We start from the raw sequence: 26,345 nt of genomic DNA, 5'->3' as shown, positions 1-26,345 counted from the left end.
TGAACCGCGGAACGTAGCTCAGTTATACGTCACAAAAATGCCGCGGACCTGATGCTTCTTTGCATCGGTCCGCGGCTTTTTCTGTATTCGGGTGGGTTTTTACGCGCCGGGCAGTAGCGCCGGTGAGATGGAGTCCAGGTCCAGTACACGCGCGTACATGACGGCGCGGCGGTGCAGGGCGTTACGTAGCGCGCGGTGCACGCCGTCTTCGAGGTAGAGTTCGCCGCCCCATTTGACCACGTGCGGGAAGAGGTCGCCGTAGAAGGTGGAGTCTTCGGCGAGTAGGGTCTCAAGGTTGAGGGTTTTTTGGGTGGTGATGAGGGTGTCGAGGCGTACCTGCTGCGGCGGGATTCCTCCCCAGTCGGCGTGGGTCATGCCGTGCTGGGGGTAGGGGCGGCTGTCGCCTACTTTTTTGAAGATCATGGTGGTGCTTTCTGCAGGTATGGGGCGCCTCGGCGGCACGTGTAACCGTGGGGTTCTGAAGAAATAGTACCAAGGGGCATAAAAAATCCCCGGTCTTAGAATCTAAGACCGGGGATCGGTGGCGGAGGATGGGGGATTTGAACCCCCGAGGGCTGTTAACCCAACACGCGTTCCAGGCGTGCGCCATAGGCCGCTAGGCGAATCCTCCAGCTATGTTTTCTACGCATTGCGTAGGCAACGAATAAAACTTTACTACGCTTTTGCGAAGCACGCAAGCCCTGGATGGAAAAAGTAACAGAAAGCACATTTGTGGATGCTTGTGCCCCTGTTTTTGGGCGGAGCGCCAGAGGAGCGGGCACGCGGTGCATATGACGGGTGCAAGCTACCCAGGTACCCGTTTTTGAGCATGAAAAAAACCTCCTACGCAACCGCTGAAACCCAGGATTCTGAGCGAGCGAACTGAGGCGCAGGATTCCGAGCGCGCGAGGTAATAAATCCTGCGTCGAAGCCGCCGAGCCCTAACGAGGCGGAATCCTGGGTTGAAGCCGTCGAACGACAGTGAGGCGGACATGACGGGTGCATGACTATGTAGTTACCCGTTTTTGGGCATGAAAAAAACCTCCTACGCACCCGTCATAGCTCGAATACCCTTGCTACCTTCCGGTCCTGGGGGAGTTTTCCAAGATAACGCCACGTAAGAGGCAAGAACCAGTGTACCGGATTTTTGAGTTCTTGGGAATTCGGCGCGTCTGCAGTATTTCTGTGGGCGTACATGCCACTCGGGTAAGCGTCCGGGTGAGCGCCCATAGTAGGTGTCACGGTGGCGGTGTTGTGCTGGGGTGCTGTAGCAGCGTGTTCGCCGGTGACTGTCAGCCGCTCGGACCGAGGGTAAAGCGTCTAAAATGGTAGGGATTGTCCTATCCGCACCCCGAGTTGAAGAGGTTGCCGTGAGCACTGCCCTTTATCGTCGTTATCGCCCCGAGACCTTTGCTGAGGTTATTGGGCAGGAGCACGTGACCGAACCTCTTATGGTCGCCCTGGAGAAGAACCGTGTGAATCACGCGTACCTGTTTTCGGGTCCGCGTGGTTGCGGTAAGACCACGTCGGCGCGTATTTTGGCGCGTTGCTTGAACTGTGCGCAGGGTCCGACTCCTACTCCGTGTGGTGTGTGCGATTCGTGCCGTGAGCTGTCACGTGATGGTGGCGGTTCTCTTGACGTGATTGAGATGGATGCGGCGAGCCACGGCGGCGTGGATCATGCCCGTGATTTGCGTGAGCGCGCTACTTTGGCACCGGTGCGTGACCGTTACAAGATCTTCATTATTGATGAGGCACATATGGTGACCCGTGAGGGTTTCAATGCGCTGCTGAAGATTGTGGAGGAACCGCCGGAGCACGTGAAGTTTATCTTCGCGACGACTGAGCCGAATAAGGTGCTGGGTACGATTCGTTCGCGTACTCACCATTACCCGTTCCGTTTGGTTCCGCCGGAGGTTCTTCTGCCGTTCCTGCAGGGCCTGTGCGATCAGGAACAGGTGCCGGTTGAGCCTGGTGTGTTACAGCTGGTGATTCGTGCTGGTGGCGGTTCGGTGCGTGATTCGCTGTCGATTCTTGATCAGCTGATGGCTGGTGCGTCTTCGCAGAACGGTATTGAGTATGACCGTGCGGTGGCGCTGCTGGGTTATACCCACGCGCAGCTTCTGGATGAGGTCATTGAGGCGTTGGGTGCGAAGGATGCGCCGACTCTCTTTGGTGCGGTGTCTCGTGTGGTGGCTACCGGTCAGGATCCTCGCCGTTTTGTGGAGGATCTGCTGGAGCGTCTGCGTGATTTGATTGTGGTGAAGGCTGTTCCGCAGGCTGCGGGTCAGATTTTGCAGGGTGTTCCGCAGGATCAGTTGGAGCGTTTGGCTCAGCAGGCTCAGGCTCTGGGTGAGCGTGAGCTGACGGTTGCTGCGGGTACGGTCAATGAGACTCTGAATGGTATGACGGGTGCGGCGAATCCGCAGCTTCAGCTGGAGTTGCTGTGTGCTCGTCTGCTTCTGCCTGCGGCGGAGGGTTCTGCCGGTGGCGCTGAGGTTGCGGCGTTGGCTTCTCGCCTGCAGGTTTTGGAGCGCCGCGTGGCTTCTGGTACTGCTGGTTCCTCGGGTTCCGCTGGTTCTGCCCCGGCGCAGGGCGGCATGTCTGCGGCTCGTGCGGCGGGTATGGCGGCGGCTGGCCTGACTCCTAAGACTCAGGCACCTAATGCGCAGACTCCTAGCGCCTCTGTTCAGGAGGCGGCTGCCCCGCACTCTGCCCCTCAGCAGAGCGGCTCTCAGCAGGGCGGTTCTCAGCATGCCAGCGCGGGTGCTCCCCCGCTGGCTGGCGCACCCCTTAGCGCCGCCCCCTTGGCACAGACCGCGCAGGAGTCTGCGGCTGGTGCTCCCCTAGCGGGTAACACCCCGGCGACACCGGATACCCCCGCTTCTTCTGTAGCTGATGCCGCTGCGGCGGGTGCCCCCTCCGCGCCTCTGAAGCTTGACCCGAACGATCCGCTGGCTGCGGTTCAGGGTAATTGGCGTGCCATTCTTAACCGAATGAGCGTTCCCGGTGCGGCGGAGCAGCTGATGAAGGTTCGCCCCGCCCGCATGGACGGCGCAACCCTGTACGTGAGCGGCGACATTGCGACTTTGCGCGCGGTCAAGGGTTTTGTGCCCGAGCTGACCGCCCGTGTGAGTGAGTTCCTGCGCCGCCAGGTGACCATTCACGCTCAGGTGGCGAAGCCCGGTGAGCAGGTCAAGCCTGCAGCGCCCAGTGCTCCCGCTGCGCAGCCTGCAGTTCCGGCGGCTGTTGCCCAGCAGGCGCCTCAGCAGCCCGTTCAGCAGACTCCCCCGCAGCCCGTTCAGCCGGCGCCTCTGGCTGATGGTCCGCGCGGCGGTGAGGATGCGTGGCGTCGCCACGGTCAGCCGCTGACCGGCGCAAACGCCCCCGAGTCTACGAGCGTGGATGCGCCCCTGGGTGCGTGGGAGGTTGCCCCGATTCCGCAGAGCGCCCCCGAGGAGGCACCTCAGCAGGCTGTCCAGGCGGCAGTGCAGGCACCGGTTCAGGAAGCCCCGGCTGGCCCGCTTGCGCCTGAACCTCCGGTTGCTCCGCAGGTTCCGGCAGCTCAGCAGGTTCCGACTGCTCCGGCGGGTGGTTTTGGTGAGCGTGATTCCTTTGCCGCATCCGGTAGCGGAGTTCCGCAGCAGGAGAGCGCTCCTGAACCCCAGCAAGCACAGGAACCCCAGTACGCGCAAGAGCCTCCGTTCTCGCAGGAGCCCCCTCACGTAGAGGAACCTCCGTATGAGGAGGAGCCCCCTTTTGAGGATGAGCCTGCCTACGCTGAACCGGTTGAGGCACCCGCTGCACCCGCAATGCCGACTGCGCCTGTAGCACCGGCAGGCCCGCTCGCTACTCCGGTTGAGCCTGCTGGTCCCCTCGTTACTCCGGTTGCACCGGCGGGACCCCTCGCGCCGGCAGGTCCGTTGGCGGAGGCACCGCAGGCGGCTGCGGCTGATAACGCTCCGGCAAGCGATGAGAAGCCCGCAGCGCAGGCTTCTAACGCACCTGCCACACCGACTCCTAACGCGCCGACTCCTAACGCACCGGCGGCACCGGCTCGCCCGGCACGCGCCGCATCCGATGAGGACTACGTCTCTGAGGATGACGAGAAGGTCGAAAATAGCACCTTCATCGGTCTGCGCGCTATCGAAAAAATTATTGGTGGCACCGTCATTGACGAACGCCCCTTGCACCAGCCCTAATCCGGGGTTGTAGGTGCCGCGCCCGCCATTGCACCGATGGCGGGCGCACTCATTCCAGCCGCATACTCGCTATGCGAAACGCCCCTAAACTGTCAGGGGTTGGGTGCATACTCATAACGTCGCCCAAGAACAGCGCACCAGCACAAAGCACCAGCACAGCACACCGCATCTGAAGGAGAAGCCATGTACGAGGGAGCAGTTCAAAACCTCATTGACGAGCTCGGCCGCCTGCCGGGTGTGGGCCCCAAGTCGGCTCAGCGCATCGCTTTTCACATTCTGAATGCGGATGCTGCCGATATGGCGCGCCTAGCCAACGCCATTTCCACGGTGAAGACCAGCGTGAGCTTCTGTGAGGAGTGCGGTAACGTCTCCGAGACGAAGCTGTGCACAATCTGTCGTGATGAGCGCCGCGACCCGTCCGTGCTGTGTGTGGTCGAGGAGTCGAAGGACGTGGTGGCGATTGAGCGCACCCGTTCCTTTACCGGCCGCTACCATGTGCTTGGCGGTGCCATTAACCCGCTGGCGGGTGTGGGCCCGGAGCAGCTGCGTATTCGTGAGCTGGTGTCCCGCCTGGCGGATGAGCGTATCCAGGAGATTATTCTGGCGATGGACCCGAACCTTGAGGGCGAGGCAACCGCAACCTACCTCTCGCGTATGCTCGTGCCGCTGGGTGTGCGTCTGTCGCGCCTGGCGTCGGGTCTTCCGGTCGGTGGCGACCTGGAGTACGCGGACGAGATTACCCTGGGCCGTGCGTTGGAGGGCCGCCGCGTCATTAGCGAGGGCACGGCGGTGGCTCATACTGCCGCCGAGGATTTTGAGCGCGTGAACCGCGAGGAGGAGCAGGAGCGTGAGCAGGCGGCTCAGGTTCAGGCTCAGGAGGCAAAGCAGAGTCGTCGCCGCTGGAATTCGAGCATGTTTGATGACCTGGATTCTGCCGTTTCTGCCCCGGAGGCGCCCGCCGGCGTGCAGGGCACCGTGGATGAGCAGCTGATTGAGCAGGTTCTGCAGGAAGCTGAGGAATCCGGCAACAAGGAATCCGGCGAGGAAGAATCCGGTGACGAGGAATCCCGCCCTGAGGGCTCCCCTGCCAATTCTGGTGCGGTCTCTACGTCTGAAGCCACAGAAGCAGAATCCGCCCCTGACCTGGGCGAAGACTCCGGCGAGGAGGCTCCGGCGAGCGCCGCCTCCGAACCCGCTTCCGAACCCACTGAGGCACCCGTAACCGAGCAGGCGGAGGATGCTCCGGAAGTGTTCCGCACCCCCGACTATGAGGAGAAGATCCGCTCGATTCAGAACGCCCCGTTGCGCACCCCGAAGCCGGATGTTCCGCCACTGCCGGGTGTCACTTATGTGAACCCGTGGACCTAGAAACCAGCCCTCTCAGGCTTGCTGTGCCCGCCTCCGCGCCTTCGCCTCCATACCCTGCATCGCCACCGTGTAACACTACGTAATATTTCACGGGGCAATACATACGGGTGCACAGTTCGCCGCTTGTACTGAACGCCGTCTACTATAAATGAGGAGCCGGCGTCTGCCGGTGGCACACAAGTAACTGACCTGGAGAATTCTATGAGCCTGATCGTCCAAAAGTTCGGCGGTTCCTCCGTAGCTGATGCGGAGGGCGTAAAGCGCGTTGCCCGCCGCGTCGTGGACACTCAGAAGGCAGGTAACGATGTGGTCGTCGTGGTGTCCGCTATGGGCGACACCACCGATGAGTTGCTCGACCTTGCCGCAGAGGTCACCAGCAATGTCGTTCCCTCGCGTGAGCTGGACATGCTGCTGACCGCCGGTGAACGCATTTCGACCGCCGTCCTGTCGATGGCCATTAACGACCTGGGCGCTAAGGCGCAGTCCTTCACCGGTTCGCAGGCTGGCATGATTACCGACGGCGTGCACGGTTCGGCGCGCCTCGTGGAGGTTCGCCCCGATCGCATCCGTGAGTCCGTCGAGGCCGGAAATATCGCGATTGTTGCTGGTTTCCAGGGCATGAACCGTCAGAGTGGCGACATTACGACCCTGGGCCGCGGCGGTTCCGATACGACCGCCGTTGCGCTGGCCGCCGCGCTGAACGCCGATGTGTGCGAGATTTACTCGGACGTGGACGGCGTGTTCACCGCCGACCCGCGCATCGTGCCGACCGCGCACAAGCTGGATACCATCACCAGCGAGGAAATGCTGGAGATGGCGGCGAACGGTGCAAAGATTCTGCACCTGCGTAGCGTCGAGTATGCTCGTCGTTTTAACTTGAAGCTTCACGTGCGTTCTTCGTTCTCGGACCTTGAAGGCACTATCGTGGTTCCGGAGGAGTCCGCGGAACTGACCCCCATTCATCTGAAGGAGATTCCCTTGGAGCAGCCCCTGATTTCCGGTGTCGCGCACGATCGCACCCGCGCAAAGATTACCGTTGTTGGCGTTCCGGACGTTCCCGGTTCGGCCGCTAAGGTGTTCGGCCTGATTAACGAGGCGAAGGTGAACCTGGACATGATCGTTCAGAACGTTCCCACCGACCGCCCCGGCGTGACCGATATTTCCTTCACTCTGGATCAGGCTCAGGGCGATGCTGCGCTGAAGGCGCTGAAGGCTGCGCAGGCTGAGTTGGGTTTCCAGGAGGTTATTTACAACGAGTCGGTTGGTAAGCTGTCGCTGGTTGGCGCGGGCATGAAGACTAACACGGGTGTTTCGTTCACTTTCTTTGAGGCGCTGTCTAACGCTGGCGTGAACATTGACATGATTTCGACTTCTGAGATCCGTATTTCGGTGATTACTGAGCTGAGCAAGCTGGATGAGGCTGTTCGCGCGGTGCACACTGCGTTCGGTCTGGACGCTGAGGGCGAGGCTACTGTTTACGGTGGTACTGGCCGCTAGGGTTTAGCTCGTTTGTGAGCTGTACGCTTCGGGAGGGGCGGTGCTGGTTTGATCCGGCGCCGCCCCTCCCTTTTGTCTGTGTATAGGTGAAATAACTGAAACGCTTTACAGTTATTTCAGATAGGGGTAGGGTTGTATCAACCACAATGAGCCTCCAACCGAATGATATGCACCCCACCGACGTGGCATCTTCGGACGTTGACTCTGCCGGCAACAGCACCAAGGAGAAGATAATGACCACCACCCTAACCAACCCCCTGGAGGAAGATACCCTCAGTCAGGCTCGCGCAGAGGCGCGGGAGATTCTCAAGAATTCTGAAGAAACCACCATTGAGCTGACCGTTTCGGGTCGAGAAAGCCAGCAGCTTGGCGATGCCCTCAACCAGGTCATTCAGCACGTCCTGCATGCCTTGGCTAACGGGCAGAGTATTGATGTTCAGCCTGTCCCCCAAGATTTGACGACGACCGTTGCGGCGCAGCGTATCGGTATTTCCCGCCCCACGCTCATGAAGGCTATTCGCTCTGGTGACCTCCCGGCGCATAAGGTGGGTAGCCACTTCCGTATCCGCACCGAGGATGCTGATGCTTTCCGTAAGGGACTTCTCAAGAAGACCGTTGCTCAGAAGGAGCAAGCTCTCAAAGAGCTCTGGGAACTCGAGGATGAACACGGTCTTGTTGATACCCTCGGAGGGCCCGCATGGTAGCCTCCAAATATTCTGTTCTGCTGGATACAAATATTCTGATGTCCAAAACTCTTCGGGATTGGATTTTATTGTTGGCGGTGAAGAGTGAATACGAGTTCTTTACGCCTCACGTCTCCAGTGGAATTATGGATGAGTTCGGCTACCATGTTCGTCGAGCCAATCCATCGATAAGCGATGTTGTCCTTGAAAACTGGAAGCAACAAATCATCAGGTCCTGCATCTCGTGCATCTCCGGGTTTCCTGTCGAAGCTCCTGTTTCCTTCCCCGATACGGATGATCTTCACGTACATGCCGCTGCCCAACATGGCGCCATGCACGCATTAGTCACTGATGACCGCAAACTGCTCGATTATGCTTCCACGGAAGAAGCTCAGAATATTCAAAATTATGAGACGCTCAGCGCGGATGATTTTCTGATGCAGCTCACCGAATACGCTCATCCCTCCTTATTTGCGGAGGTCTATCTTTTCCAGGAATCCTACGCTCGCTCTAAGGGGTTCACGGAGATTGATATTCCTCGCGCACTTGAACGAGCAGGGGCGGGTCAATTTGCCCGATATCTTCGGACAGTGGTGATTAATAGCCCACAGTTTGTCGATTTTGAACGTGAGTTTAAAGCCCGGTCTTCTAATAAATAGATAGACATTGCTACGTCCGCTACCTCGTCGCGGCATCGTTTAGGCTAGAAGCATGAGTAGTGTTGTTTTTTCCCAGGTGATGGATGCCCGCCATTGGCGTGCCGCAGAGGCGGCGCATGAGGCGCGTGCCGGCCGATACGCCGACCCGTTTGCGCAGCGTCGCGCCCGCCACGAAGTGCACCCCGTGGAAGACTTCCTCTTCACCTACTACACGCTCAAGCCCGGCCAGTTCAAGCGCTGGCACCCCGGCGCCGGCGTCATTCTGCTGGATGCGCCCGAGCGCGCCTCCTGGCGTTTCTACCGGCCCGCAACCGAGCAGGAGCTCCTTGACGCTGGCTGCACCCCGCAGGTGGCGCGTGCCCAGGCGGATGCCGCCTCCGCCGTCACGGTGGACGTCACCGATTTTGTGGAGCGCCGCGCTACCGCCCTCGCCTTCACCCACGAGATCCTGCGCAACACTACCACGAAGAAGGGGCAATTCGGTTGCTTCGGCATGCACGAGTGGGCGATGGCGTACAAGTCGGTGGAGAACAACATCCGCCACGACTACCTGGAACTGCGCCTGGGCGCGGAGGGTACGGACCGCGTGGTGGAGGAGCACCGCATCCGCTGCTCGCACTTTGATGCGTTCCGTTTCTTCATGCCGCAGGCAGCACCGATGAACGAGCTGCAGCCGACCCGCGAATCCCAGCGTTTTCTGGAGCAGCCCGCCTGCCTGCACGCGAATATGGACGTGTACAAGTGGGCGTATAAGTTGCTGCCGCTGGTTGATTCGGCCCTGGTCATGGATTGTTTCGACCTAGCGTGGGATGCGCGCGAACTGGATATGCGCGCAGCCCCCTACGATATTCGTGACTGGGGGTACGAACCGATTCCGGTGGAGACGACCGAGGGTAAGGCCGAATACGTGCGGATTCAGCGTGAGCTGTCGGAGCGTTCGATTGAGCTGCGTGAGCGCCTGCTGCAGGTGTGCGAGCGTTACCTGCCGCCGCTGAGTAGTGAGTAGGCTGAGCGGCGAGTAGACCGTGCGGTGAGTAGCTGGTTGGTGGCGCGGGCTAGTTGCGTTTTTGGCGCTGTGGCCTGTGGGTTTGGTGCCCAGCGCGTGAGAAAAGGGTGACTTGGGGCTCTCTATTTGGTAATTGGTGGTCTCGTCATCTCACTTTCCGCTGTACTGGGGTAGAATGAGATACGGCTCATACAGAACCCACGCACCCAAGGAGTGCCCACACATGGCCCGTATTGTTGTTGATGTTATGCTCAAGCCCGAAATTCTTGACCCGCAGGGCAAGGCTATTTCTCACGAGCTGCCCCGTATCGGCGTTGATTCTTTCGTCGATGTTCGCCAGGGTAAGCGCTTCGAGCTGACCGTCGAGGGTGAGGCAACCGAGGAGCACCTCGCGGCTGCCCGCAAGGCTGCTGAAGAGTTGCTCTCGAACCCCGTCATCGAAGACGTTGTGAACGTTTCGGTTCTGGAGGACTAATACCTATGGCAGAGTCCCTCGCACCCACTGAAGTCCCCCTGGTTGGCGACTTCTCTAGCTACTCCCCGAACCCCGCCTTCGCTGATGCACGCGTTGGCGTGGTGACTTTCCCCGGCACCCTGGATGACCGTGACGCTGCGCGCGCTGTCCGTCTGGCTGGCGGTACCGTCGTTGAGCTGTGGCACGACGACGCTGATTTGAAGAACGTTGATGCCGTCATTATTCCTGGCGGTTTCTCCTACGGTGACTACCTGCGTGCTGGCGCTATTGCTGCGAAGGCTCCCGTGATGCGTTCGGTGATTGATGCCGCTAACGCTGCTGGTACCTCCGGTTCCGCTCCCCTGCCTGTTCTGGGTATTTGCAATGGTTTCCAGATTCTGACTGAGTCTCACCTGCTGCCCGGTTCGATGATTAAGAACGATCACCGCAAGTTCATTTGCCGTGACCAGGTTCTGCGCATTGAGAATAACTCCACCTCCTGGACGAGCGATTACGCTGCTGGCCAGGAGATTGTTGTCCCTCTGAAGAACCAGGATGGTCAGTACGTTGCTGACGCGAAGACCCTGGAGGCGCTGGAGGCTGAGGGTCGCGTGGTGTTCCGCTACGTTGGTTTCAACCCGAACGGTTCCCGTAATGACATTGCTGGTATCAGCAATGAGCGCGGTAACGTGGTCGGTCTGATGCCGCACCCGGAGCACGCTGTGGAGCCTGGCTTCGGTCCTTCCTCTTCCGGTTTTGGTGAGGTTTCTCTGCGCGGTGGCGCCGATGGTCTCGGCGTGTTCACCTCCGTTCTTGCCAACCTGATTAACGCCCGCTAACGCACGACAAGGATTCTAAGAAGTTATGAGCGAAAAGCAGTTTAACCTCGACACCGTCGAGCACGCGGCGGCAACCCCGGACACCGAACTCCCCTGGGCTGAACTGGGTCTGAAGGAGAACGAGTTCGAGGATATTAAGGAGATTCTTGGTCGCCGTCCTACCGCGGCTGAGCTGGCAATGTACTCGGTCATGTGGTCCGAGCACTGCTCCTACAAGTCTTCTAAGGTTCATCTGAAGCAGTTCGGTGCGAAGGTCACCGATGAGATGAAGAAGGACCTGATGGTCGGTATCGGTGAGAACGCCGGTGTGACCGATATTGGTGACGGCTGGGCTGTTACCTTCAAGATTGAGTCCCACAACCACCCCTCGTACGTGGAGCCCTACCAGGGTGCTGCGACCGGTGTGGGCGGTATTGTGCGTGACATTATTTCCATGGGTGCACGCCCGATTGCTGTGATGGATCCGCTGCGTTTCGGCGCGATTGATCACCCGGACACCGCCCGCGTTATTGGCGGCGTGGTTGCCGGTATTGGTGGTTACGGTAACTCCCTGGGCCTGCCGAACATCGGCGGCGAGGTTGAGTTCGATTCCTGCTACCAGGCAAACCCGCTGGTCAACGCACTGGCTGTGGGCATTATGCGTCACGAGGACATCCGCCTGGCGAACGCATCGGGCGTGGGCAACAAGGTTGTCCTCTTCGGTGCACGCACCGGTGGCGACGGCATCGGCGGTGCGTCGGTGCTGGCGTCCGAGTCTTTCGATGACACCAAGCCCTCGAAGCGTCCTGCCGTTCAGGTGGGCGACCCCTTCGCTGAGAAGGTTCTGATTGAGTGCTGCCTGGAGCTGTTCAAGGGCTCCGTGGTTGAGGGTATTCAGGACCTGGGTGCTGCGGGTATTTCCTGCGCAACCAGCGAGCTGGCTTCTAACGGTGAGGGCGGCATGCACGTCGACCTGACCAAGGTTCTGCTGCGTGACCCCACCCTGACCCCGGGCGAGATCCTAATGTCTGAGTCTCAGGAACGCATGATGGCTGTTGTCTCCCCCGAGAACGTGGAGCGCTTCGAAGCGATCATGAACAAGTGGGGCGTGGAGTACTCCTTCCTCGGTGAGGTCACCAACTCTGGCCGCCTGGTCATCGAGTGGGACGGCGAGGTCATCGTGGATGTTGACCCCCGCACCGTTGCGCACGACGGCCCGACCTACGAGCGTCCTTACGCACGCCCCGAGTGGCAGGATGACGTTCAGGCTAACCACTTCACCGGTTCGGCTGCCGACGATTCCCGCCCGCGCGGTAAGGAGCTGGGCGAGGCAATCAAGGCGTTCATGGCGTCCCCGAACATGTGCTCCAAGTCCTGGATCACCAACCAGTACGACCGCTACGTTCAGGGCAACACCGCCCTGTCCATGCCGGACGACGGCGGCGTGGTGCGCGTGGACGAGAACACCAACCTCGGTGTTGCTCTGGCGACCGACGCCTCCCCGCGTTTCACCTACCTGGATCCGTACGAGGGTGCTCGCGCGTCCTTGGCTGAGGCGTACCGTAACGTTGCGACCGTTGGTGCACGCCCCGTGGCTGTGTCTGACTGCCTGAACTTCGGTTCTCCCGAGGATCCGGACGTCATGTGGCAGTTCGCTGAGGCTGTTCGCGGCCTGGCTGATGGCTGCATGGAGCTGGGTGTTCCGGTGACCGGCGGTAACGTGTCCCTGTACAACCAGACCGGTGGTAAAGCTATTAACCCGACCCCCGTGGTGGCGATGATGGGCGTGATGGATGACGTCACCCGCCGCACCCCTTCGGGTTGGGCTCCTGAGCATGACGGTCAGGCTATCTACCTGCTGGGTACCACTCGCGATGAGCTGGACGGCTCCGAGTGGGCTCGTTTCAAGGGCCACCTGGGCGGTCAGCCGCCGAAGGTTGATCTGGCTCTGGAGCGTCAGCTGGGTGACATGCTGGTGAACATGTCTCGTGACGGCATGATTGATGCCGCGCACGACGTGTCTGCTGGTGGTCTGGCTGCGGCTCTGTCGGAGGCTTGCCTGCGTTTCAACACCGGTGCCCGCATTGGTCTGGGTGAGGTTGCTGAGCGTGACGGCCTGGACCTGTTCACCCTGCTGTTCTCGGAGTCCCTGGGCCGCGTTGTGGTTTCGGTTCCGCGTTCTGAGGAGGTGCGCTTCAAGGATATGTGCACCGCTCGCCAGTTCCCCTTCGCACGTATTGGTGTGGTGGATGCTGCGTCGAACGCTCTGGACTTCCAGGATGAGGTTTCCATTGACCTGGATGAGCTGCGTGCAGCTCACGAGGGTACTCTCGCTTCTTACTTCGGTGAGGTTGCGAAGGGCTAGTCTTCGACTAGTTTGAGACGAACGCCGAAAGGGGCGGATGCTTGTGAAAGCATCCGCCCCTTTTGTTATGCCCGCGGGCTTGTGTATTGAGCGTTTAGGCGTTGTGCGTTGAGGTGTTCGGTGTTTATGCGCGTTCTGGGTTTATGCCTCGGCGACCTTGCGGCCCAGCTGCGCGAACAGGGAGGCGTTGATGCGGAAGCCTTCGATGCACTCTTCGATGAGGGCTTCGCGCTGTTCATCGGTCAGGGGTGCGTTGTCGAGCAGTTCGCGGTAGCCGTCCTTGAAGACCTTAGGCTTGGGCAGTTCGGTGAAGCGGTACATGCTCAGCGCTTCGGCGGGGATGCCGTAGTGGCGGGTGACGAGCGCTGCGACTGCCTGGCCGCCGGAGAGGTCGCCGAGATAGCGCAGGTAGTGGTGTGCGAGGTAGCGTTCGGGGGAGTTGATGGTGGCGCGGATGCGCTCTACGTATTCTGCGGTTGCGGGCAGGGGCGCGTCGATGTCGCCTTCCTGGCCGAGTGCGCGGATGTCTGCACGGATGTATTCTGCGCGGTCGAGGCCGGGGTGGGTGAAGGGTTCGGTGATGGGGCTGGGTTCTGCGCGGTAGTGTTCGGAGACTGCTTCGAGTGTTTCGTAGATGTGCACGTACTGGTTGATGAGGCGCAGGTATGCCTCGGTGTTGAGGGAGCCGCCCATGAGATCTTCCATGAAGGTGGAGTGTTCGGCGTTGTCGTGGACGTGCTTGGTGCTTTCCTTCAGGCGTGCGGAGAAGCGTTCCTGGGTGGTTTCGGGGGCGGTAATAGTCATGGTGAGTTCCTAAAGTGGCTTGTGGGTGAACAATAAATGTTTTAGTGACACGATGTCACCAAAACCTGTTAATGACATATTGTCACCAAAAACCGGTTTTGGCAATAGCTCTCACAAAAAATTTGCTAAGGTAAACCTCATACACAAGTCACCCTAGGCATTAAGTTACACAAACATAGGCTAATAGGGCTAGACTTGATACGAACACCACAATCACAAAATTCAAGGAGACACCGAATGTCTACCCCTTCTCTCACCAAGCGCACTTGGGCGTTCTTGGCTTCGGCAACCATCGGCCTCAGCGGCGTCGCCGGCGTACCCGCAGCCTTCGCAACTGAAACCAACTCCCACGTCAGCGCCGGTGAGGTAACCGCAGCCTCAGAGCAGAGCCTGCAGGACGTCACCGTCAACTGGGGCCTGAAGAAGTCCTTCCGCTCTTACATCAACGGCGCCTTCTCCCAGGGCTCCCAGGAACTGACCGGCGTCACCACCAACGAAGACGGCTCCTACCACTTCACCTCCGCCGAAGGCACCGTAGCCAACGGCGAATACTCGGTCACCTTCACCGGCTCCTCGATTCACTACACCGCACACCACGGCCTGCTGGAAGTCATCATCTCCGACCTCTCCGTCACCATTAAGGACGGCGTGGGCACCGTGCGCGCCAACGTTCAGTCGCGCCCCTACAACGGCAACACCACCCCGAACGACCTGGTCGAAACCAAGAACATGACCATCGGTACTTTCAACGCCTCCGGCCTGAAGGTTGAGGGTAACACCATCACCCTGCCCAGCGTTGACGAGGAAAACGGCACCCGCGTCAAGCTTTCCGAAGAGGCAACCGGCGCCTTCGCGGGCTTCTACAAGGCAGGTCAGGAGCTGGATGCACTCGGCTTCTCCGCAACCATCGTGACCAAGGAAGCACCCGCGCCGAGCCCTGAGCCCAGCACTGAACCCAGCGCCGAGCCGACTGCTGCGCCGACCGCAGAGCCCAGCAGCGAGCCTTCCTCCGCACCGACCAGCGAGGCGCCCAAGCCCGCAGAGCCCACTTCTGCAGCGCCGAGCGCAGCCCCCACCTCCGCTGCACCCTCTTCCCCCGCCGCAACCACCGAGCCCAAGCGTGAAGAAAAGGTCACCGGCAACGTCGTCGAGTCCGGCACCCTCAGCTGGGATATCCGCGAGTCCTTCCTGAAGTACCTGACCGGCTTCGCGCACGGCTCCGTGAACGTTGAGGGCATGGAGAAGACCGCGGCTGGCGGCTTCAAGTACACTCAGGCATCCGGCGTGTACAACCCCGAGACCAAGACCGGTCAAATCAACTTCGCGGGCACCGCAGAGTTCACCGGCCACAACGGTCAGCTCAAGAGCACCATCAAGAACATGCGCCTGGTCGTCGTCAACGGCAAGGGCACCCTGGTCGCTGATGTTGACGCGCTGACCCGCGACGGCAAGTCCGTTTCTAAGACCGGCCTGGCTATCGCCGAGGTAGACCTCTCCGGCGCGAGCGTAAAGGACGGTGTCTTCTCGGCGCAGAACGCGGCAGTCGCGCTCACCGCTGAAGGTTCCGAGGTGCTCTTCGCGGGCCAGTACCGCGGTGCCGACAACGCCATGGCACCGCTGAGCTTCTCTGTAAAGCTCAGCGAGCAGACCGCGGAGAACACCGTTGAGGTTCCCCGCGTCTCTGAGAGCAAGTCCTCCGATAACAAGGGTTCTGAGAACGGCTCTTCCGATAACAGCTCCTCGAACTCCTCCGGTAACTCCGGCGCTAACGGCTCCGGTTCTAACGGTTCGGCAGGCACCTCCGGCAGCGTCTCTAACGGCGGTTCTTCCTCGAACGGCTCTGTCAGCAACAACCCGGCACAGCCGGTCTGCGTACCCGTCACCCGCACCCGCGAGGTGCAGGAGCAGGGCGCGTCCGACGGCACCATTAAGAGCGCAAACCTTGGCTGGGGCGTGCGTGATTCCTTCCGCAACTACGTGCGCGGCGGCATCGCGAACGGTAGCTGGGAGCTGAACGGCACCTCCTACTCTTCGGATGCGTTCAACTGGTCTAACGGTACCGGCACTTTCAAGGGCGGTAAGGGTTCCATCTCCTTCAGCGGTTCGGTTCGTTTCACCGGTCACCACGGCATTCTGGACACCACCATTGCGAACCCGCGCCTTGAGATTAACGGCAATTCCGGCACTCTCTACGCAACCATGAACAGCAATGACCCCTCCGGCAAGGCAACTAACTACGGTGAGGTGGCACTGCTGAAGGTGGATCTTTCGGGTCTGCAGAGCTCCTCTGACGCTGTGAGCGTCAACGGTGCGGCAACCACCCTGACCGCTGAGGGCGCGAAGGCGTTCGCTGGCTTCTACGATGCCGGTAAGGACATGGCTCCGCTGAGCTTCTCCGCGGCGATTAACGGCGCGAAGACCACCACCAAGACCGTGTCCGAGACCGTCTACGAGGGTGAGGGTTGCGACCCGGTCACCGGCAAGCCTCTGGCTTCCACCGGCGCCTCCGGTGTTGAGGGCACCCTAGTTGCAGGCTTCATCGCTGTTGCAGCCGGCGCGGGTACCGTCGTGTACACTCGCCGCCGCAAGAAGGCATAACGGTACCTCACGAGGATGCCCACACTGTCGGCTCGCCCGTGAGACTCAACCATGAGGTTCACCGGTAAGCCGACACGGCCCGTGCGGGGGTGCAGATTTTCACTGCACCCCCGCTTCAGGTGCCAGGTTTTACCCCGGCGCCTACCCCAGTTTTTCTAACTCCCTTTTTTCTGTGAGACGACGATGTTTTCTTCCCTTTCTTCTTCTGCCCTGAACCGCCGCGATGCAATGAAGTATGCAGCGTTCTCCATCACTTCCGCTTTTCTGCTGAGCTCTTGCGGTGTGGGTACTCAGAACCCGGCCGCTTCTTCAAGCACTTCGCAGGCTGTGGTGGATGAGCAGAGCACCCGCACCGTTTTGGAGAACCTTGCCGATCAGCTGCGTTCTTCTATTGCCCCTGATCAGAAGGCTCTGCGCGGCCCCAATAGCGCCGCAGATACCCCCGAAATTCAGCCGATGGTCGATACCCCCACCCCGGCTTTCCCCGTGACGTTCAAGGATTTCAACGGCACCGAGGTGACCGTTAAGTCCGCTGACCGTGTGCTGGCGCTGGACCTGTACGGCACTCTGGCTCAGCAGATGATTGCGCTGGGTCTGGGCAGTCGCCTGGTCGGTCGTGTCACCTCCTCGACGGAGCAGTCGCTGGCTCATCTGCCGCTGGTGACCCAGAACGGTCACGACCTGAACGCTGAGGCGATTCTGGCGACCTCCCCGGACCTGGTGCTGTGGGATAAGAGCAACGGCCCGATTGAGATTGTGGATCAGCTGCGCGCAGCGGGCGTGACCGTGGTGGTCTTCGATCATGAGCGTCGTATGGATAAGATCATTCCGCAGCTCAAGGCTGTTGCGCAGGCGCTGGGTGTTCCGGAGGCGGGCGAGCAGGTTGCTGCTCGCGTGCAGAAGGACCTGGATTATGCCCTGCAGGTACTCAAGGACGTCGCCCCGAAGGGTGCACAGCAGGTGTCGTTCGCGTTCCTGTACGTGCGCGGTACCGCTGGCGTGTTCTTCGTGCTCGGCAAGGGTTCGGGCGCTGACGATTTGATTCAGGCTATTGGCGGCAAAGATGTGGCGTCTGAGCAGAACGCGACGAATATTATTCCGGCGACCAGTGAAGCGCTGGTGAAGCTGAACCCGGACGTCATTCTGACCATGAGCGGCGGTATTAAGTCCACCGGCGGTTTGGATGGTTTCTTGGCTCGCCCGGGTGTGGGTGAGACGACTGCCGGTAAGAATAAGCGCATTATCGATATGGGTGACGGCCAGATTCTGTCCTATGGACCGAATACTCCGGCGGTGCTTTTGTCGCTGGCTAAGGCTGCGTACTCGACTCCTGCGGGGGGTCAGTAGTGGCTGCCGTGAAAAGTGCGGCGGGTGCGCGGGGTTATCGTGCTTCGCGTCGGCGTCGTGCCGGTCTGACGTTTACGTTTTTGGCGGTGGCACTGTGCGTTGTGATGGTTCTGTCTGCGGGTTTGGGTCAGTACAACATCCCGATTGATCAGGTGGTTGCTTCTGTGGGCCGCCGTCTGGGTCTTGCGCCGGAGAACCCGGCGATGCAGCTGGCGGATAGCACTCTGTGGAATATCCGTTTCCCGCGTGTGCTGTTGGGTGTGCTGGTGGGTGCCGCTTTGGGTACTTCCGGTGCGGTGATGCAGTCGGTGTTTGGTAACCCGTTGGCTGAGCCGGGCGTGATTGGTGTTTCCTCGGGTGCGGCAGTTGGCGCGTGTTTGTCGATTGTGTTGAACCTGCAGTTCTTCGGTATTTTCACGACTCCTGCATTCGCGTTTGTGGGTGCGTTGGCGGCTACTGCGCTGGTGTATTTCCTGTCGCGTTCTTCGGGTCGTGCGAAGGTCCTGTCGATGATTTTGACGGGTATTGCGGTGACTGCGGTGGCGAATGCAATTATTGCGTTCCTCATGTTTATTGCTGATACGACGAGCCGCGATCAGATTGTGTTCTGGCAGATGGGTTCGCTGAACGGTTCCACGTGGAAGGCTGTGGCGAGCGTGTGGCCGGTTATTCTGATCGGCTTGGTGGCGTGTTTTGTGATGGCTTCTTCGCTGGATGTTCTGGCGTTGGGTGAGCGTGCGGCGCAGCATTCGGGCGTGAACGTGGAGCGTCTGCGTGCGGTGTCTATTGCGGCGACGGCTTTGTTGACGGGTGCTGCGGTGGCGTATGCGGGCATTATTGCGTTTATTGGTCTGATTATTCCTCACCTGTTGCGCATGATTTTGGGTCCGTCGAATCGTGTGTTGTTGCCGGCTTCGGCATTGGGTGGCGCGCTGTTGATTGCGCTGTCTGATTTGGGTGCGCGTACGCTGGTGCCTTTTGCTGATTTGCCGATTGGTATTTTTACGGCTTTGGTGGGCGGCCCGACGTTCTTCGTGTTGTTGCGTCGTTCCCTGGGTCAGGGCGGAGGTGCTTCGTGAGTGAGTTGTTGAGCCTGTCCGGTGTGTGTTTTAACGCTGGTGGGCGTCAGATTTTGAATGATGTGTCTCTGTCGGTTGCTGCGGGCGAGGTTGTGTCGCTGATTGGTCCTAATGGTGCCGGTAAGTCGACTCTGTTGGGTGTGATTGCTGGTGATATTGCGCCCAGTAGCGGTGAGATTCTGTTGGATGGCACCCCTCTGGGTTCGATTCCTGCCCGCCAGATGGCGCGTCAGCGTGCGATGCTGTTGCAGAAGTTGAACGTGGCGTTTTCGTACACGGTGCATGAGGTGGTTCAGATGGGCCGCACCCCGTGGAAGGGCACGGAGCGCGCTGAAGAGGATGACGCCGTGGTTGTTTCGATGATGGAGCGTACGTCGGTGACTCACTTGTCGGATCGCGATATTACAACTCTGTCCGGTGGTGAGAGTGGCCGTGCGCATTTGGCGCGTGTGTTCGCTCAGCAGACTCCGCTGATTCTTTTGGATGAGCCGACTGCGGCGTTGGATATTACGCATCAGGAGCAGACGTTGCGGGTGAACCGCGAGTTGGCTGCTGAGGGTGCTGCGGTGTTGACGGTGCTTCATGACTTGGATGTTGCGGCTGCGTATTCTGACCGTATGGTGTTGTTGCGTGGTGGCGAGGTGGTTGCTTCGGGCGCCCCTGAGCAGGTGTGTTCGGCGGAGTTGTTGTCTGAGGTGTATCAGCATCCGATTGAGGTGTTGAGGCATCCGGTGACGAATCGTTTGTTGATTCTGCCAGAACGCTGAGTCTGCTGGTGCGTTGAGTTTGCTGGCGCGCTGATTTTACGGGGCGTTAGCGAAGCATCCCGCAAACACTTTCCATCTCAAAATATGCCAGTATTCGCATATATTAAATCTCCGTTCTGGAATGGCTGTAAATATCAGTTCATTACAGGGCGGAGATTATCTTTATCCCCTCCTGCACGGATACACTGAAAGGTAGTGTCCGCAATACTGAACTCTATTCAGTTCAGCATTCCATCCATTCGAGAAAGAGACCCCCGCATGGATCCTCAGCAGAAAACGGCAGCGCCTGCCATTGCCGGCTACATTCCCGAATATTCTGAAACACCGCATAGCGGATCTTTCGATATTGCCCAGCACGGTTTGAGCAGCGATGATGTTGCTCGCCTGACTGCTGAGGGTAGGGTCAATACCCAGAACAATAAGTCTTCTCGCACGCTGTGGAGCATTATGCGTGCGCACCTGTTCACGGTCTTCAACTTTGTGTTGGGTGCCTGTGGTGCCGTGGTGATCATGTACCAGCGTTGGGCTGATCTGCTCTTCCTGGGGGCTGTTATCGCTAACGTGGTGATTGGTTTTGTGCAGGAGTACAAGGCGAAGCTTGAGCTGGACCGCATCTCCCTACTGGACCGCTCCCCCGCTACTGCCGTGCGTGACGGTAAGAGCGTTGAGGTTCCGATGGAGCAGCTGGTTGAGGGTGACGTTGTCATCCTCAAGCGCGGCGATCAGGTTCCCGCGGACGCTATTGTGCTCACCTCCGATTCTTTGGAGCTGGACGAGTCCCTGCTCACCGGTGAGAACGACCCGATTGCTAAGCGCCCCGGCGATATGGTGCTGTCGGCGTCGAGTGTGCTGGGTGGTACCGGCCGCGTCCTGCTCTCTCACGTGGGTGCGAATTCTCGTGCAAGCAAGATTTCTGATGAGGCACGTCAGTTCTCGCGTATTCAGTCTGAGCTGCGTGATGCGCTGAACCGTGTGGTCCGCTGGATTACGGTGGGTCTTGCGGTCATTATTCCTGTGGTGTCGTGGGGTCAGATTCAGGCTGCTGGCGGTCTGGAGACTGTGCAGCAGAACCACCTGTGGGAGCAGGTTTCTATTGCTGTGGTGTCTTCGGTTGCTTCGATGATTCCGCAGGGTCTGGCGCTGATGACTACTCTGGCGTTTGCGGCGGCGGCTGTGGCGCTGGGCCGTAAGCACAACATTCTGGTGCAGGAGCAGCCTGCGGTTGAGGTGCTGGCTCGTGTGGATGTGGTCTGCTTCGATAAGACCGGCACCCTGACTGAGGGTGGCGTGATTTTTGATTCGGTGCGCCCGCTGGACACCGTTGCTGAGGCTGAGGGCCCCGACGCTGACTCGGCGGAGCACACTTCTTGGCGTGCTTCTCTGCCCGCCGGCTGGAATGAGGCGCTGGCGTGGTTTGGTCACGATGAGAACGCGAACCCGACCGCGGCGGCTCTGACCGGCGGTTTCCCGGATGCTTTTTCGGCGTCGGTGAGCGGTATCGTGCCGTTCTCGTCGGCTCTGCGTTTTAGCGCGATTGAGTTTAAGGATTCGGGTGCGTGGCTTCTGGGTGCTCCGGAGGCGCTTCTCGCCAAGGGCACCGCTGAGCGTGAGCGTGCGGCCGAACTGGCGGCTCTGGGCCTGCGTACGATGGTTTTGGCGCATGCTTCTGCGGTGGTCCGCAATGAGAAGGATGAGCCGATCCAGAAGATCCCGTCGGATGCTACCCCGGTTCTGTTCGTGATTTTCCGTGAGAACGTGCGTGCGGATGCGCCTGAAATTGTGGAGTATTTCCACCGTCAGGGCGTGACCCTGAAGGTCTTCTCGGGTGATAACCCGTTCACTGTGGCTGCGGCTGCGAAGACTGCGGGCATGGATACTTCCGCGGGCGCGGTTGACGCTTCGACTCTGCCTGAGGACGGTCCGGAGCTTGCTGAGGCTGCGGCTACTCACAATATTTTCGGTCGCGTGTCGCCCGAGCAGAAGAAGAACATGGTGATTGCTCTGAAGGAGCGCGGCCATGTGGTTGCGATGACCGGTGACGGTATTAACGATGCTCTGGCGCTCAAGCATGCAAGCTTGGGTATTGCGATGGGTAACGCAGCTCCTGCGACGAAGGCTGTTTCTCGCCTGGTTCTGCTGGACGGTAAGTTCTCATCCCTGCCGGCTGCCCTGGAGCAGGGCCGCCAGGTCATTACGAACATTGAGATGGTGGCGAACCTGTTCTTGACGAAGACCGGTTTCGCGATTCTGCTGGGTGTTCTGTTCAGCCTCTTCGGTTTGACCTTCCCGTTCTTGCCGCGTCAGTACTCGACTGCGGACTTCTTGATTGTGGGCGCGTCGTCCTTCGCGTTGACCCTGCTGCCGAACTCGCGCCGTTACGTGCCGGGCTTCCTGCGTCGCGTGCTGAATTACACGGTTCCGAACTCGATTATTGTGGTTGCGATGCTGCTGGCGGTGACGTTCACGGCTCGCGGCATGGGCGTTGAGGATATCCGCCAGATTCAGACGGCTTCGTTTATCACCCTGGTGATGATGGGTCTGTGGAACTTGGCTGCGGTGGCTCGCCCGTTCAACCGTGCTCGTGTTCTGCTGTTTGGTGCGTTGCTTGCGGTGTTCTTCGCGGCGTTGTTCGTGCCGATTCTGGTGGAGTACCACCAGTTCGTTACTGTGCTTCCGCACCTGCTGTGGACGGCTCTGGGTGCCGGTGCTCTGGGTGCCGCGCTGATTGAGGTGAATGCGCATCGTAACCGCCGTTGGCAGAAGCGTAATTACCCTGAGTTGGAGGTTGCTCCGCTGAATTTCTTCCCGACTAAGTAGCTAGTCGGAAAGGTAGCTGCTTCGGTAGCGTGTGGGCCCCGTATCCTGTGGATGCGGGGCCCTTTCGTGTCTTCGCAAGCATCCCCTCCGTAGTGTTCCGGAATCAGCCGGAGTACTCCTACTAGCAGCACCGAGGGTGTGTCTCAGCTATCACTTGGGTGAAACATTTAACAGCTTCTGATAGCTTTTGCCTCTCACCTTGCTCTTAACCTGGGAAAACCCTTAGAGTTACAGGGAACTATTTGAGAAGGGAAACCTTCTTCAGGGTTGTTACTGGTTTGGCAGGCAAGACCTGAGTTACTCAACACCGTATGGGACGGCAGCATATATCTGCCGAGAATCCCCTCTATTTGCTGTACCGAAGCTCCATAGTGGGCACGAGTGTAGTGCTTCCGGTGGTCGAGAGACTCGGGTCTTTTGTGTTTTCTGGCCGTGTTTTCCGGGGCTTTTTCGGCCACCGCAACGTCAGGTAGGCACAGCCTCCGGCAACAACCGTATAGACATTGACCGCATATCTAAGGAAGTATCGTGAATAACCGCGAACTTGGCGAGAAGATTCTTGACGGCCTGGGTGGCCCCGAGAACATCGCGCACATTACTCACTGTGCAACCCGCCTTCGTGTCACTCCTGTGTCTAACGATGCAGTGCAGAACAAGAAGATTGAGAGCCTGCCCGGCGTTCTCTCTGTGATTGAGCAGTCCGGCCAGACTCAGGTTGTTCTGGGCGAGCGCGTTGAGGCTGTGTACAACGAGATCAACGCTCTGCCTTCTATGTCTGGCCACGCTGAGGGTGACACCAAGGTTGAGGCTGAAGGCAAGAAGTCCGGCTGGCTTACCAACGTCTTCGACGTTCTGTCTGACTCCTTCCGTCCTCTGCTGTGGGCACTTCTGGGTACCTCGATGATTCTGACCCTGATTGTGTTCCTGCAGCAGCTGGGCTTCTTCGGCCAGTACACTGACTTGACCGGTCAGAGCGTGAACATTGACATCATTAACGGTGCTCGTGTGGCTGACCCCGAGGCTGCTAAGGCGCTGAACACCCAATGGATGCAGCAGTTTGCTTTCTGGTACATCCTGAAGGCTGCTTCGCTGTCGGTTCTGAACTTCATGCCTATCATGCTGGGTGCTACCGCTGCTAAGCGTCTGGGCGCGAACATGTGGGTTGGTGCGGCTATCCCCGCTGCACTGATGACCGGTACCTTCACCGATCTGACCGCTCTGGCTGACCCCGCCACCAAGATTCTGAACGTTCCGTTCTTCGGTATGGATCTGCCGCTGTACGCATTCAGCTACACCGGTCAGGTCTTCCCCCCGCTGCTGGCTGTTGCTCTGCTGGCTCCGTTTGAGCGCTTCCTGAAGAAGGTTATTCCTTCGATGCTGCAGATGGTGTTCGTGCCGATGATTTCGGTCATCGTTCTGGTTCCGGTGACCGCGTTCCTGGTTGGCCCCATCGGTATCGGTGTTGCTATGGGCATCTCTGACTTCCTGAAGATGGTTAACGACCAGGCTCCGGCTCTGGTTGGTGCTCTGATTGCTGGCCTGTACCTGTTCATGGTTCCGCTGGGTCTGCACTGGCCGCTGAACGCTGTCATGATTAACAACCTGCAGACCATGGGTACTGACTTCATTCAGTCCCCGATGGGTGCTTACAACTTCGCTGTGTTCGGTGTTGTGACCGGTGTGGCTATTAAGGCTAAGCACGACCGCGAGCTGCGCCAGACCGCTGTTGGTGCGTCGATGTCCGGTCTGCTCGGTGGTATTTCCGAGCCGTCCCTGTACGGTGTTGTGCTGCGTTACAAGCGCGTGATCCCGATTATTCTGGTTCCCGCTGTTATTGGTGGCGCTACCATTTCCTTCCTGGGCGTTAAGTCCTACGCGTTCGCGTTCACTTCGCTGCTGTCGATTCCGGCTATGCAGCCCTCGTACCTGTACGTGATTGGTCTGGCTATTGCGTTCTTCGGCGCTATGACCGGTGTTCTGCTGTTCGGTTACGAGTCGAAGGCTGACGCTGTAAGGCACGCTGCGGAGCGTAAGGCTGAGGATGCTGAGGCCGCTCCTAAGGCTGAGGCTGTTGCCGCTAAGGCTGCTCCGGCTGCTGCCGCTACTGCGACCGCTGCTGCTGCACCCGCTGCTTCCGCTGGTGAGGTCATTGAGCTGCACGCTCCGATTGAGGGTACTGCTGTTGCTCTGTCTGATGTTCCGGACCCGATTTTCGCTGCAGGCAAGCTGGGCGAGGGTGTGGCGATTGAGCCGACCGGTACCACTGTCGTTGCTCCCGCAGCCGGTAAGGTTGCTGCAACCTACCCCTCGGGCCACGCTGTGGGTCTGAAGCTGGAGAACGGCATTGAGCTGCTGATTCACGTTGGTCTGGATACCGTGAACCTGGACGGTAAGGGCTTCAGCGTGAAGGTTGCTAAGGGCGATGTTGTTGCTGCTGGCGACGCTCTGATTGAGTTCAATCCTGAGGTTATCAAGGAGGCGGGTTACCCGCTGATTACCCCGGTTATCGTGACCAACACCCGCAAGTTCGCTGAGGTGAAGGGTCTGCCGGGCGTTGCTCACCAGAACCTGAGCACTGTCCTGAAGGTGACCACTAAGTAGTTCGCTTTATAGGCTCTAAGGGGCCCCACCATTGTGGTGGGGCCCCTTTCCTTATGCCCTGTTTCCTTATGCCCTGTTTCCTGATGTGCTGATTCTTTGAGCCGGGTTTGCTGGGCAGGGTTTGCTGGGGTTTAGGCACTACCCTGGGGTATTTCTGCTAATGTAAGAATACGCTCAACAAGGAAGTTCTCAAGTGATAGGGAGTACGATGATGTCTTCTGATACTAGGACATGGGATACCGGAGCGTGGGAAGAGCAGCAAAAAGAGCTACGCGCTCTTTCTCCTGTTCGGCGGCTGATGCGCCGGCTCAATCTTGAGGCGCTCGTCTATGAGTCCGCGCCGTTTCCGGTTCTGTTGCGTAAGCTCTCCGCGCTGATTCCAGCCTGCCTTCTGTGGTGGGTTATCTACGAGCCGCACCGGCTTGCTTCCTCCACCAGCCTCCCCGAGGGTACTCACGCTATTACACTGCTCCCCGGAGCCTGGGGTGACCCCGCTACGGGGGCTTATGGAGGTCTTCCTGAGCTACCGGGGGTCCTCGTGCGCTGGGTGCTGTGCATCGCGGCAATGGTGGCTGTCGTTCATGTCTGCGGCGTCAAGGCGAAGGGTCAGAGCTTCACCATTCCTCACGATGCCCGTTCACGGCTGATTGCTCTGATGCAGGCTCTCGGCATTTTCGGTGCCTTCGCTCTGGTGGTCTGGATTGAGTACATGATGACTCCGCTGACCCTCATGTTTGAAACCGTGTACGCTGGCCCGACCGCCGTCTATAGCGGCGACGGCGTGATTCCCCTGCACCTGTTCCTATCTTCGTCGTTGAGCGCTATTTTCTTGGGCTATTTTTGTGTGAACATTCTTGCCTCGCTGAATATCCCCGGGTACCTGGGCATCCCCGCAATTATTTACGTGGGGGCGCTCCCTTGGGCTCAGGCGGAGCGGCACCAGTTCACGTTGGCGCTGGCGTGGGTTATTGCGGTGGCGCTGGTGAGTTGGCTCGTGCGCGGCATGTGGGGCACTCTGCTCGCCTGCGTGGGCTATTCTCTCTGGATTGTGCTGGTGGCAACCAGCGGTGATCCTTTTGACCTGTCCGCCAATATGAGCCGTGTGCTCGTGATTTTGGGTTTCCCGCTGGCTTTCATCGTCGCTGGAGGCGGCATTTACCGTATCTTCTATCTGCGGCAGAACCCGAAGATGTTGAGGTACCTGCAGGAGCGCGCCCTGTACCTGGGCGAGTGGTAGCAGCCGGTTAGAGTGGCGCTTCCCTAGTTTTTGTAATTACATA

18 protein-coding genes, 1 tRNA gene and 1 other RNA gene are annotated in these 26,345 nt (G+C 59.3%); 16 read left to right on the top strand and 4 right to left on the bottom strand.

Annotation, left to right across the window (positions count from 1 at the left end; translation table 11 throughout):
• Positions 1-99 precede the first annotated feature (99 nt).
• The 3 genes from HMPREF2884_RS03220 to ffs form a co-directional block, all read right to left on the bottom strand.
• The gene (locus HMPREF2884_RS03220) at positions 100-423 is read right to left on the bottom strand and encodes a type II toxin-antitoxin system VapB family antitoxin (protein ID WP_005507186.1); all 324 of its coding nucleotides are present in this window, start codon (positions 421-423) and stop codon (positions 100-102) included.
• Positions 424-542: 119 nt separating this feature from the next.
• A tRNA-Ser gene (locus HMPREF2884_RS03215) sits at positions 543-631 on the bottom strand.
• 402 nt (positions 632-1,033) lie between these two features.
• Positions 1,034-1,130: signal recognition particle sRNA small type (gene ffs, locus HMPREF2884_RS03210), an RNA gene on the bottom strand.
• Positions 1,131-1,370: 240 nt separating this feature from the next.
• Between ffs and HMPREF2884_RS03205 the strand changes: the two genes are divergently transcribed.
• The 9 genes from HMPREF2884_RS03205 (at position 1,371) to purL (ending at position 13,052) form a co-directional block, all read left to right on the top strand.
• The gene (locus HMPREF2884_RS03205; protein WP_070615600.1) at positions 1,371-4,202 is read left to right on the top strand and encodes a DNA polymerase III subunit gamma and tau; all 2,832 of its coding nucleotides are present in this window, start codon (positions 1,371-1,373) and stop codon (positions 4,200-4,202) included.
• A 183-nt stretch (positions 4,203-4,385) separates the two neighbouring features.
• Positions 4,386-5,570, top strand: coding sequence for a recombination mediator RecR (gene recR / locus HMPREF2884_RS03200; protein WP_070615597.1), 1,185 nt, complete (start codon positions 4,386-4,388; stop codon positions 5,568-5,570).
• Between the two features lie 201 nt (positions 5,571-5,771).
• Complete coding sequence (locus HMPREF2884_RS03195) at positions 5,772-7,067, top strand: aspartate kinase (protein WP_005509257.1); 1,296 nt, start codon at positions 5,772-5,774, stop codon at positions 7,065-7,067.
• A 233-nt stretch (positions 7,068-7,300) separates the two neighbouring features.
• Positions 7,301-7,771 carry an excisionase family DNA-binding protein gene (locus HMPREF2884_RS03190; RefSeq protein WP_070615684.1) on the top strand — a complete coding sequence of 157 codons (471 nt, stop codon included), beginning with the start codon at positions 7,301-7,303 and terminating at the stop codon, positions 7,769-7,771.
• Positions 7,765-8,409 (top strand): PIN domain-containing protein, encoded by a 645-nt coding sequence (locus HMPREF2884_RS03185; protein WP_005509255.1) that lies wholly within the window; start codon positions 7,765-7,767, stop codon positions 8,407-8,409. The genes HMPREF2884_RS03190 and HMPREF2884_RS03185 overlap by 7 nt, the downstream gene beginning before the upstream one ends.
• Before the next feature lie 52 nt (positions 8,410-8,461).
• A complete protein-coding gene (locus HMPREF2884_RS03180) occupies positions 8,462-9,415 on the top strand; it encodes a 3-methyladenine DNA glycosylase (protein WP_070615594.1) in 954 nt (317 codons plus the stop codon).
• A 223-nt stretch (positions 9,416-9,638) separates the two neighbouring features.
• Complete coding sequence (gene purS / locus HMPREF2884_RS03175) at positions 9,639-9,890, top strand: phosphoribosylformylglycinamidine synthase subunit PurS (protein ID WP_005507194.1); 252 nt, start codon at positions 9,639-9,641, stop codon at positions 9,888-9,890.
• A gap of 5 nt (positions 9,891-9,895) precedes the next feature.
• Positions 9,896-10,708 (top strand): phosphoribosylformylglycinamidine synthase subunit PurQ, encoded by an 813-nt coding sequence (gene purQ / locus HMPREF2884_RS03170; protein ID WP_070615591.1) that lies wholly within the window; start codon positions 9,896-9,898, stop codon positions 10,706-10,708.
• A gap of 25 nt (positions 10,709-10,733) precedes the next feature.
• Positions 10,734-13,052: a phosphoribosylformylglycinamidine synthase subunit PurL gene (gene purL, locus HMPREF2884_RS03165; RefSeq protein ID WP_070593556.1), complete on the top strand. Its 2,319-nt coding sequence runs from the start codon at positions 10,734-10,736 to the stop codon at positions 13,050-13,052.
• 141 nt (positions 13,053-13,193) lie between these two features.
• On the opposite strand, the gene HMPREF2884_RS03160 is transcribed toward purL, so the two are convergent.
• Positions 13,194-13,856 carry a biliverdin-producing heme oxygenase gene (locus HMPREF2884_RS03160; RefSeq protein ID WP_070615588.1) on the bottom strand — a complete coding sequence of 221 codons (663 nt, stop codon included), beginning with the start codon at positions 13,854-13,856 and terminating at the stop codon, positions 13,194-13,196.
• A gap of 237 nt (positions 13,857-14,093) precedes the next feature.
• Here HMPREF2884_RS03160 and HMPREF2884_RS03155 point away from each other — a divergent pair, with 237 nt between their 5' ends.
• From HMPREF2884_RS03155 to HMPREF2884_RS03125, 7 genes are all read left to right on the top strand, one after another.
• Positions 14,094-16,454 (top strand): HtaA domain-containing protein, encoded by a 2,361-nt coding sequence (locus HMPREF2884_RS03155; protein ID WP_070615585.1) that lies wholly within the window; start codon positions 14,094-14,096, stop codon positions 16,452-16,454.
• Between the two features lie 183 nt (positions 16,455-16,637).
• On the top strand, positions 16,638-17,801 hold the full coding sequence (locus HMPREF2884_RS03150; protein WP_070615583.1) for a heme/hemin ABC transporter substrate-binding protein: 1,164 nt from the start codon (positions 16,638-16,640) through the stop codon (positions 17,799-17,801).
• Positions 17,801-18,880: a FecCD family ABC transporter permease gene (locus tag HMPREF2884_RS03145; RefSeq protein ID WP_070615580.1), complete on the top strand. Its 1,080-nt coding sequence runs from the start codon at positions 17,801-17,803 to the stop codon at positions 18,878-18,880. Before HMPREF2884_RS03150 ends, HMPREF2884_RS03145 begins: the two co-directional genes overlap by 1 nt.
• Positions 18,877-19,647, top strand: coding sequence for a heme ABC transporter ATP-binding protein (locus HMPREF2884_RS03140; protein ID WP_070615578.1), 771 nt, complete (start codon positions 18,877-18,879; stop codon positions 19,645-19,647). Before HMPREF2884_RS03145 ends, HMPREF2884_RS03140 begins: the two co-directional genes overlap by 4 nt.
• Positions 19,648-19,905: 258 nt before the next feature.
• Positions 19,906-22,464 carry an HAD-IC family P-type ATPase gene (locus HMPREF2884_RS03135; protein WP_070615573.1) on the top strand — a complete coding sequence of 853 codons (2,559 nt, stop codon included), beginning with the start codon at positions 19,906-19,908 and terminating at the stop codon, positions 22,462-22,464.
• A gap of 528 nt (positions 22,465-22,992) precedes the next feature.
• On the top strand, positions 22,993-25,065 hold the full coding sequence (locus HMPREF2884_RS03130; RefSeq protein ID WP_070615571.1) for a glucose PTS transporter subunit IIA: 2,073 nt from the start codon (positions 22,993-22,995) through the stop codon (positions 25,063-25,065).
• Positions 25,066-25,273: 208 nt separating this feature from the next.
• Complete coding sequence (locus HMPREF2884_RS03125; RefSeq protein ID WP_246827913.1) at positions 25,274-26,302, top strand: dihydrodipicolinate synthase; 1,029 nt, start codon at positions 25,274-25,276, stop codon at positions 26,300-26,302.
• Positions 26,303-26,345 lie beyond the last annotated feature (43 nt).

It is taken from the genome of Rothia sp. HMSC073B08, assembly GCF_001812975.1.
In the GTDB taxonomy this organism is placed as follows: Bacteria; Actinomycetota; Actinomycetes; order Actinomycetales; family Micrococcaceae; genus Rothia; species Rothia mucilaginosa.
The sequence above is the reverse complement of the archived record's forward strand: the minus strand, read 5'-3'. Positions and strand labels throughout refer to the sequence as shown.

Excerpts from the sequence above, each read along its gene's own strand:
- HMPREF2884_RS03220 (WP_005507186.1), bottom strand. The coding sequence starts at position 423 with ATGATCTTCAAAAAAGTAGGCGACAGCCGCCCCTACCCCCAGCACGGC.
- recR (WP_070615597.1), top strand. The coding sequence starts at position 4,386 with ATGTACGAGGGAGCAGTTCAAAACCTCATTGACGAGCTCGGCCGCCTG.
- HMPREF2884_RS03195 (WP_005509257.1), top strand. The coding sequence starts at position 5,772 with ATGAGCCTGATCGTCCAAAAGTTCGGCGGTTCCTCCGTAGCTGATGCG.
- HMPREF2884_RS03190 (WP_070615684.1), top strand. The coding sequence starts at position 7,301 with ATGACCACCACCCTAACCAACCCCCTGGAGGAAGATACCCTCAGTCAG.
- HMPREF2884_RS03185 (WP_005509255.1), top strand. The coding sequence starts at position 7,765 with ATGGTAGCCTCCAAATATTCTGTTCTGCTGGATACAAATATTCTGATG.
- HMPREF2884_RS03180 (WP_070615594.1), top strand. The coding sequence starts at position 8,462 with ATGAGTAGTGTTGTTTTTTCCCAGGTGATGGATGCCCGCCATTGGCGT.
- purS (WP_005507194.1), top strand. The coding sequence starts at position 9,639 with ATGGCCCGTATTGTTGTTGATGTTATGCTCAAGCCCGAAATTCTTGAC.
- purQ (WP_070615591.1), top strand. The coding sequence starts at position 9,896 with ATGGCAGAGTCCCTCGCACCCACTGAAGTCCCCCTGGTTGGCGACTTC.
- purL (WP_070593556.1), top strand. The coding sequence starts at position 10,734 with ATGAGCGAAAAGCAGTTTAACCTCGACACCGTCGAGCACGCGGCGGCA.
- HMPREF2884_RS03160 (WP_070615588.1), bottom strand. The coding sequence starts at position 13,856 with ATGACTATTACCGCCCCCGAAACCACCCAGGAACGCTTCTCCGCACGC.
- HMPREF2884_RS03155 (WP_070615585.1), top strand. The coding sequence starts at position 14,094 with ATGTCTACCCCTTCTCTCACCAAGCGCACTTGGGCGTTCTTGGCTTCG.
- HMPREF2884_RS03150 (WP_070615583.1), top strand. The coding sequence starts at position 16,638 with ATGTTTTCTTCCCTTTCTTCTTCTGCCCTGAACCGCCGCGATGCAATG.
- HMPREF2884_RS03135 (WP_070615573.1), top strand. The coding sequence starts at position 19,906 with ATGGATCCTCAGCAGAAAACGGCAGCGCCTGCCATTGCCGGCTACATT.
- HMPREF2884_RS03125 (WP_246827913.1), top strand. The coding sequence starts at position 25,274 with ATGATGTCTTCTGATACTAGGACATGGGATACCGGAGCGTGGGAAGAG.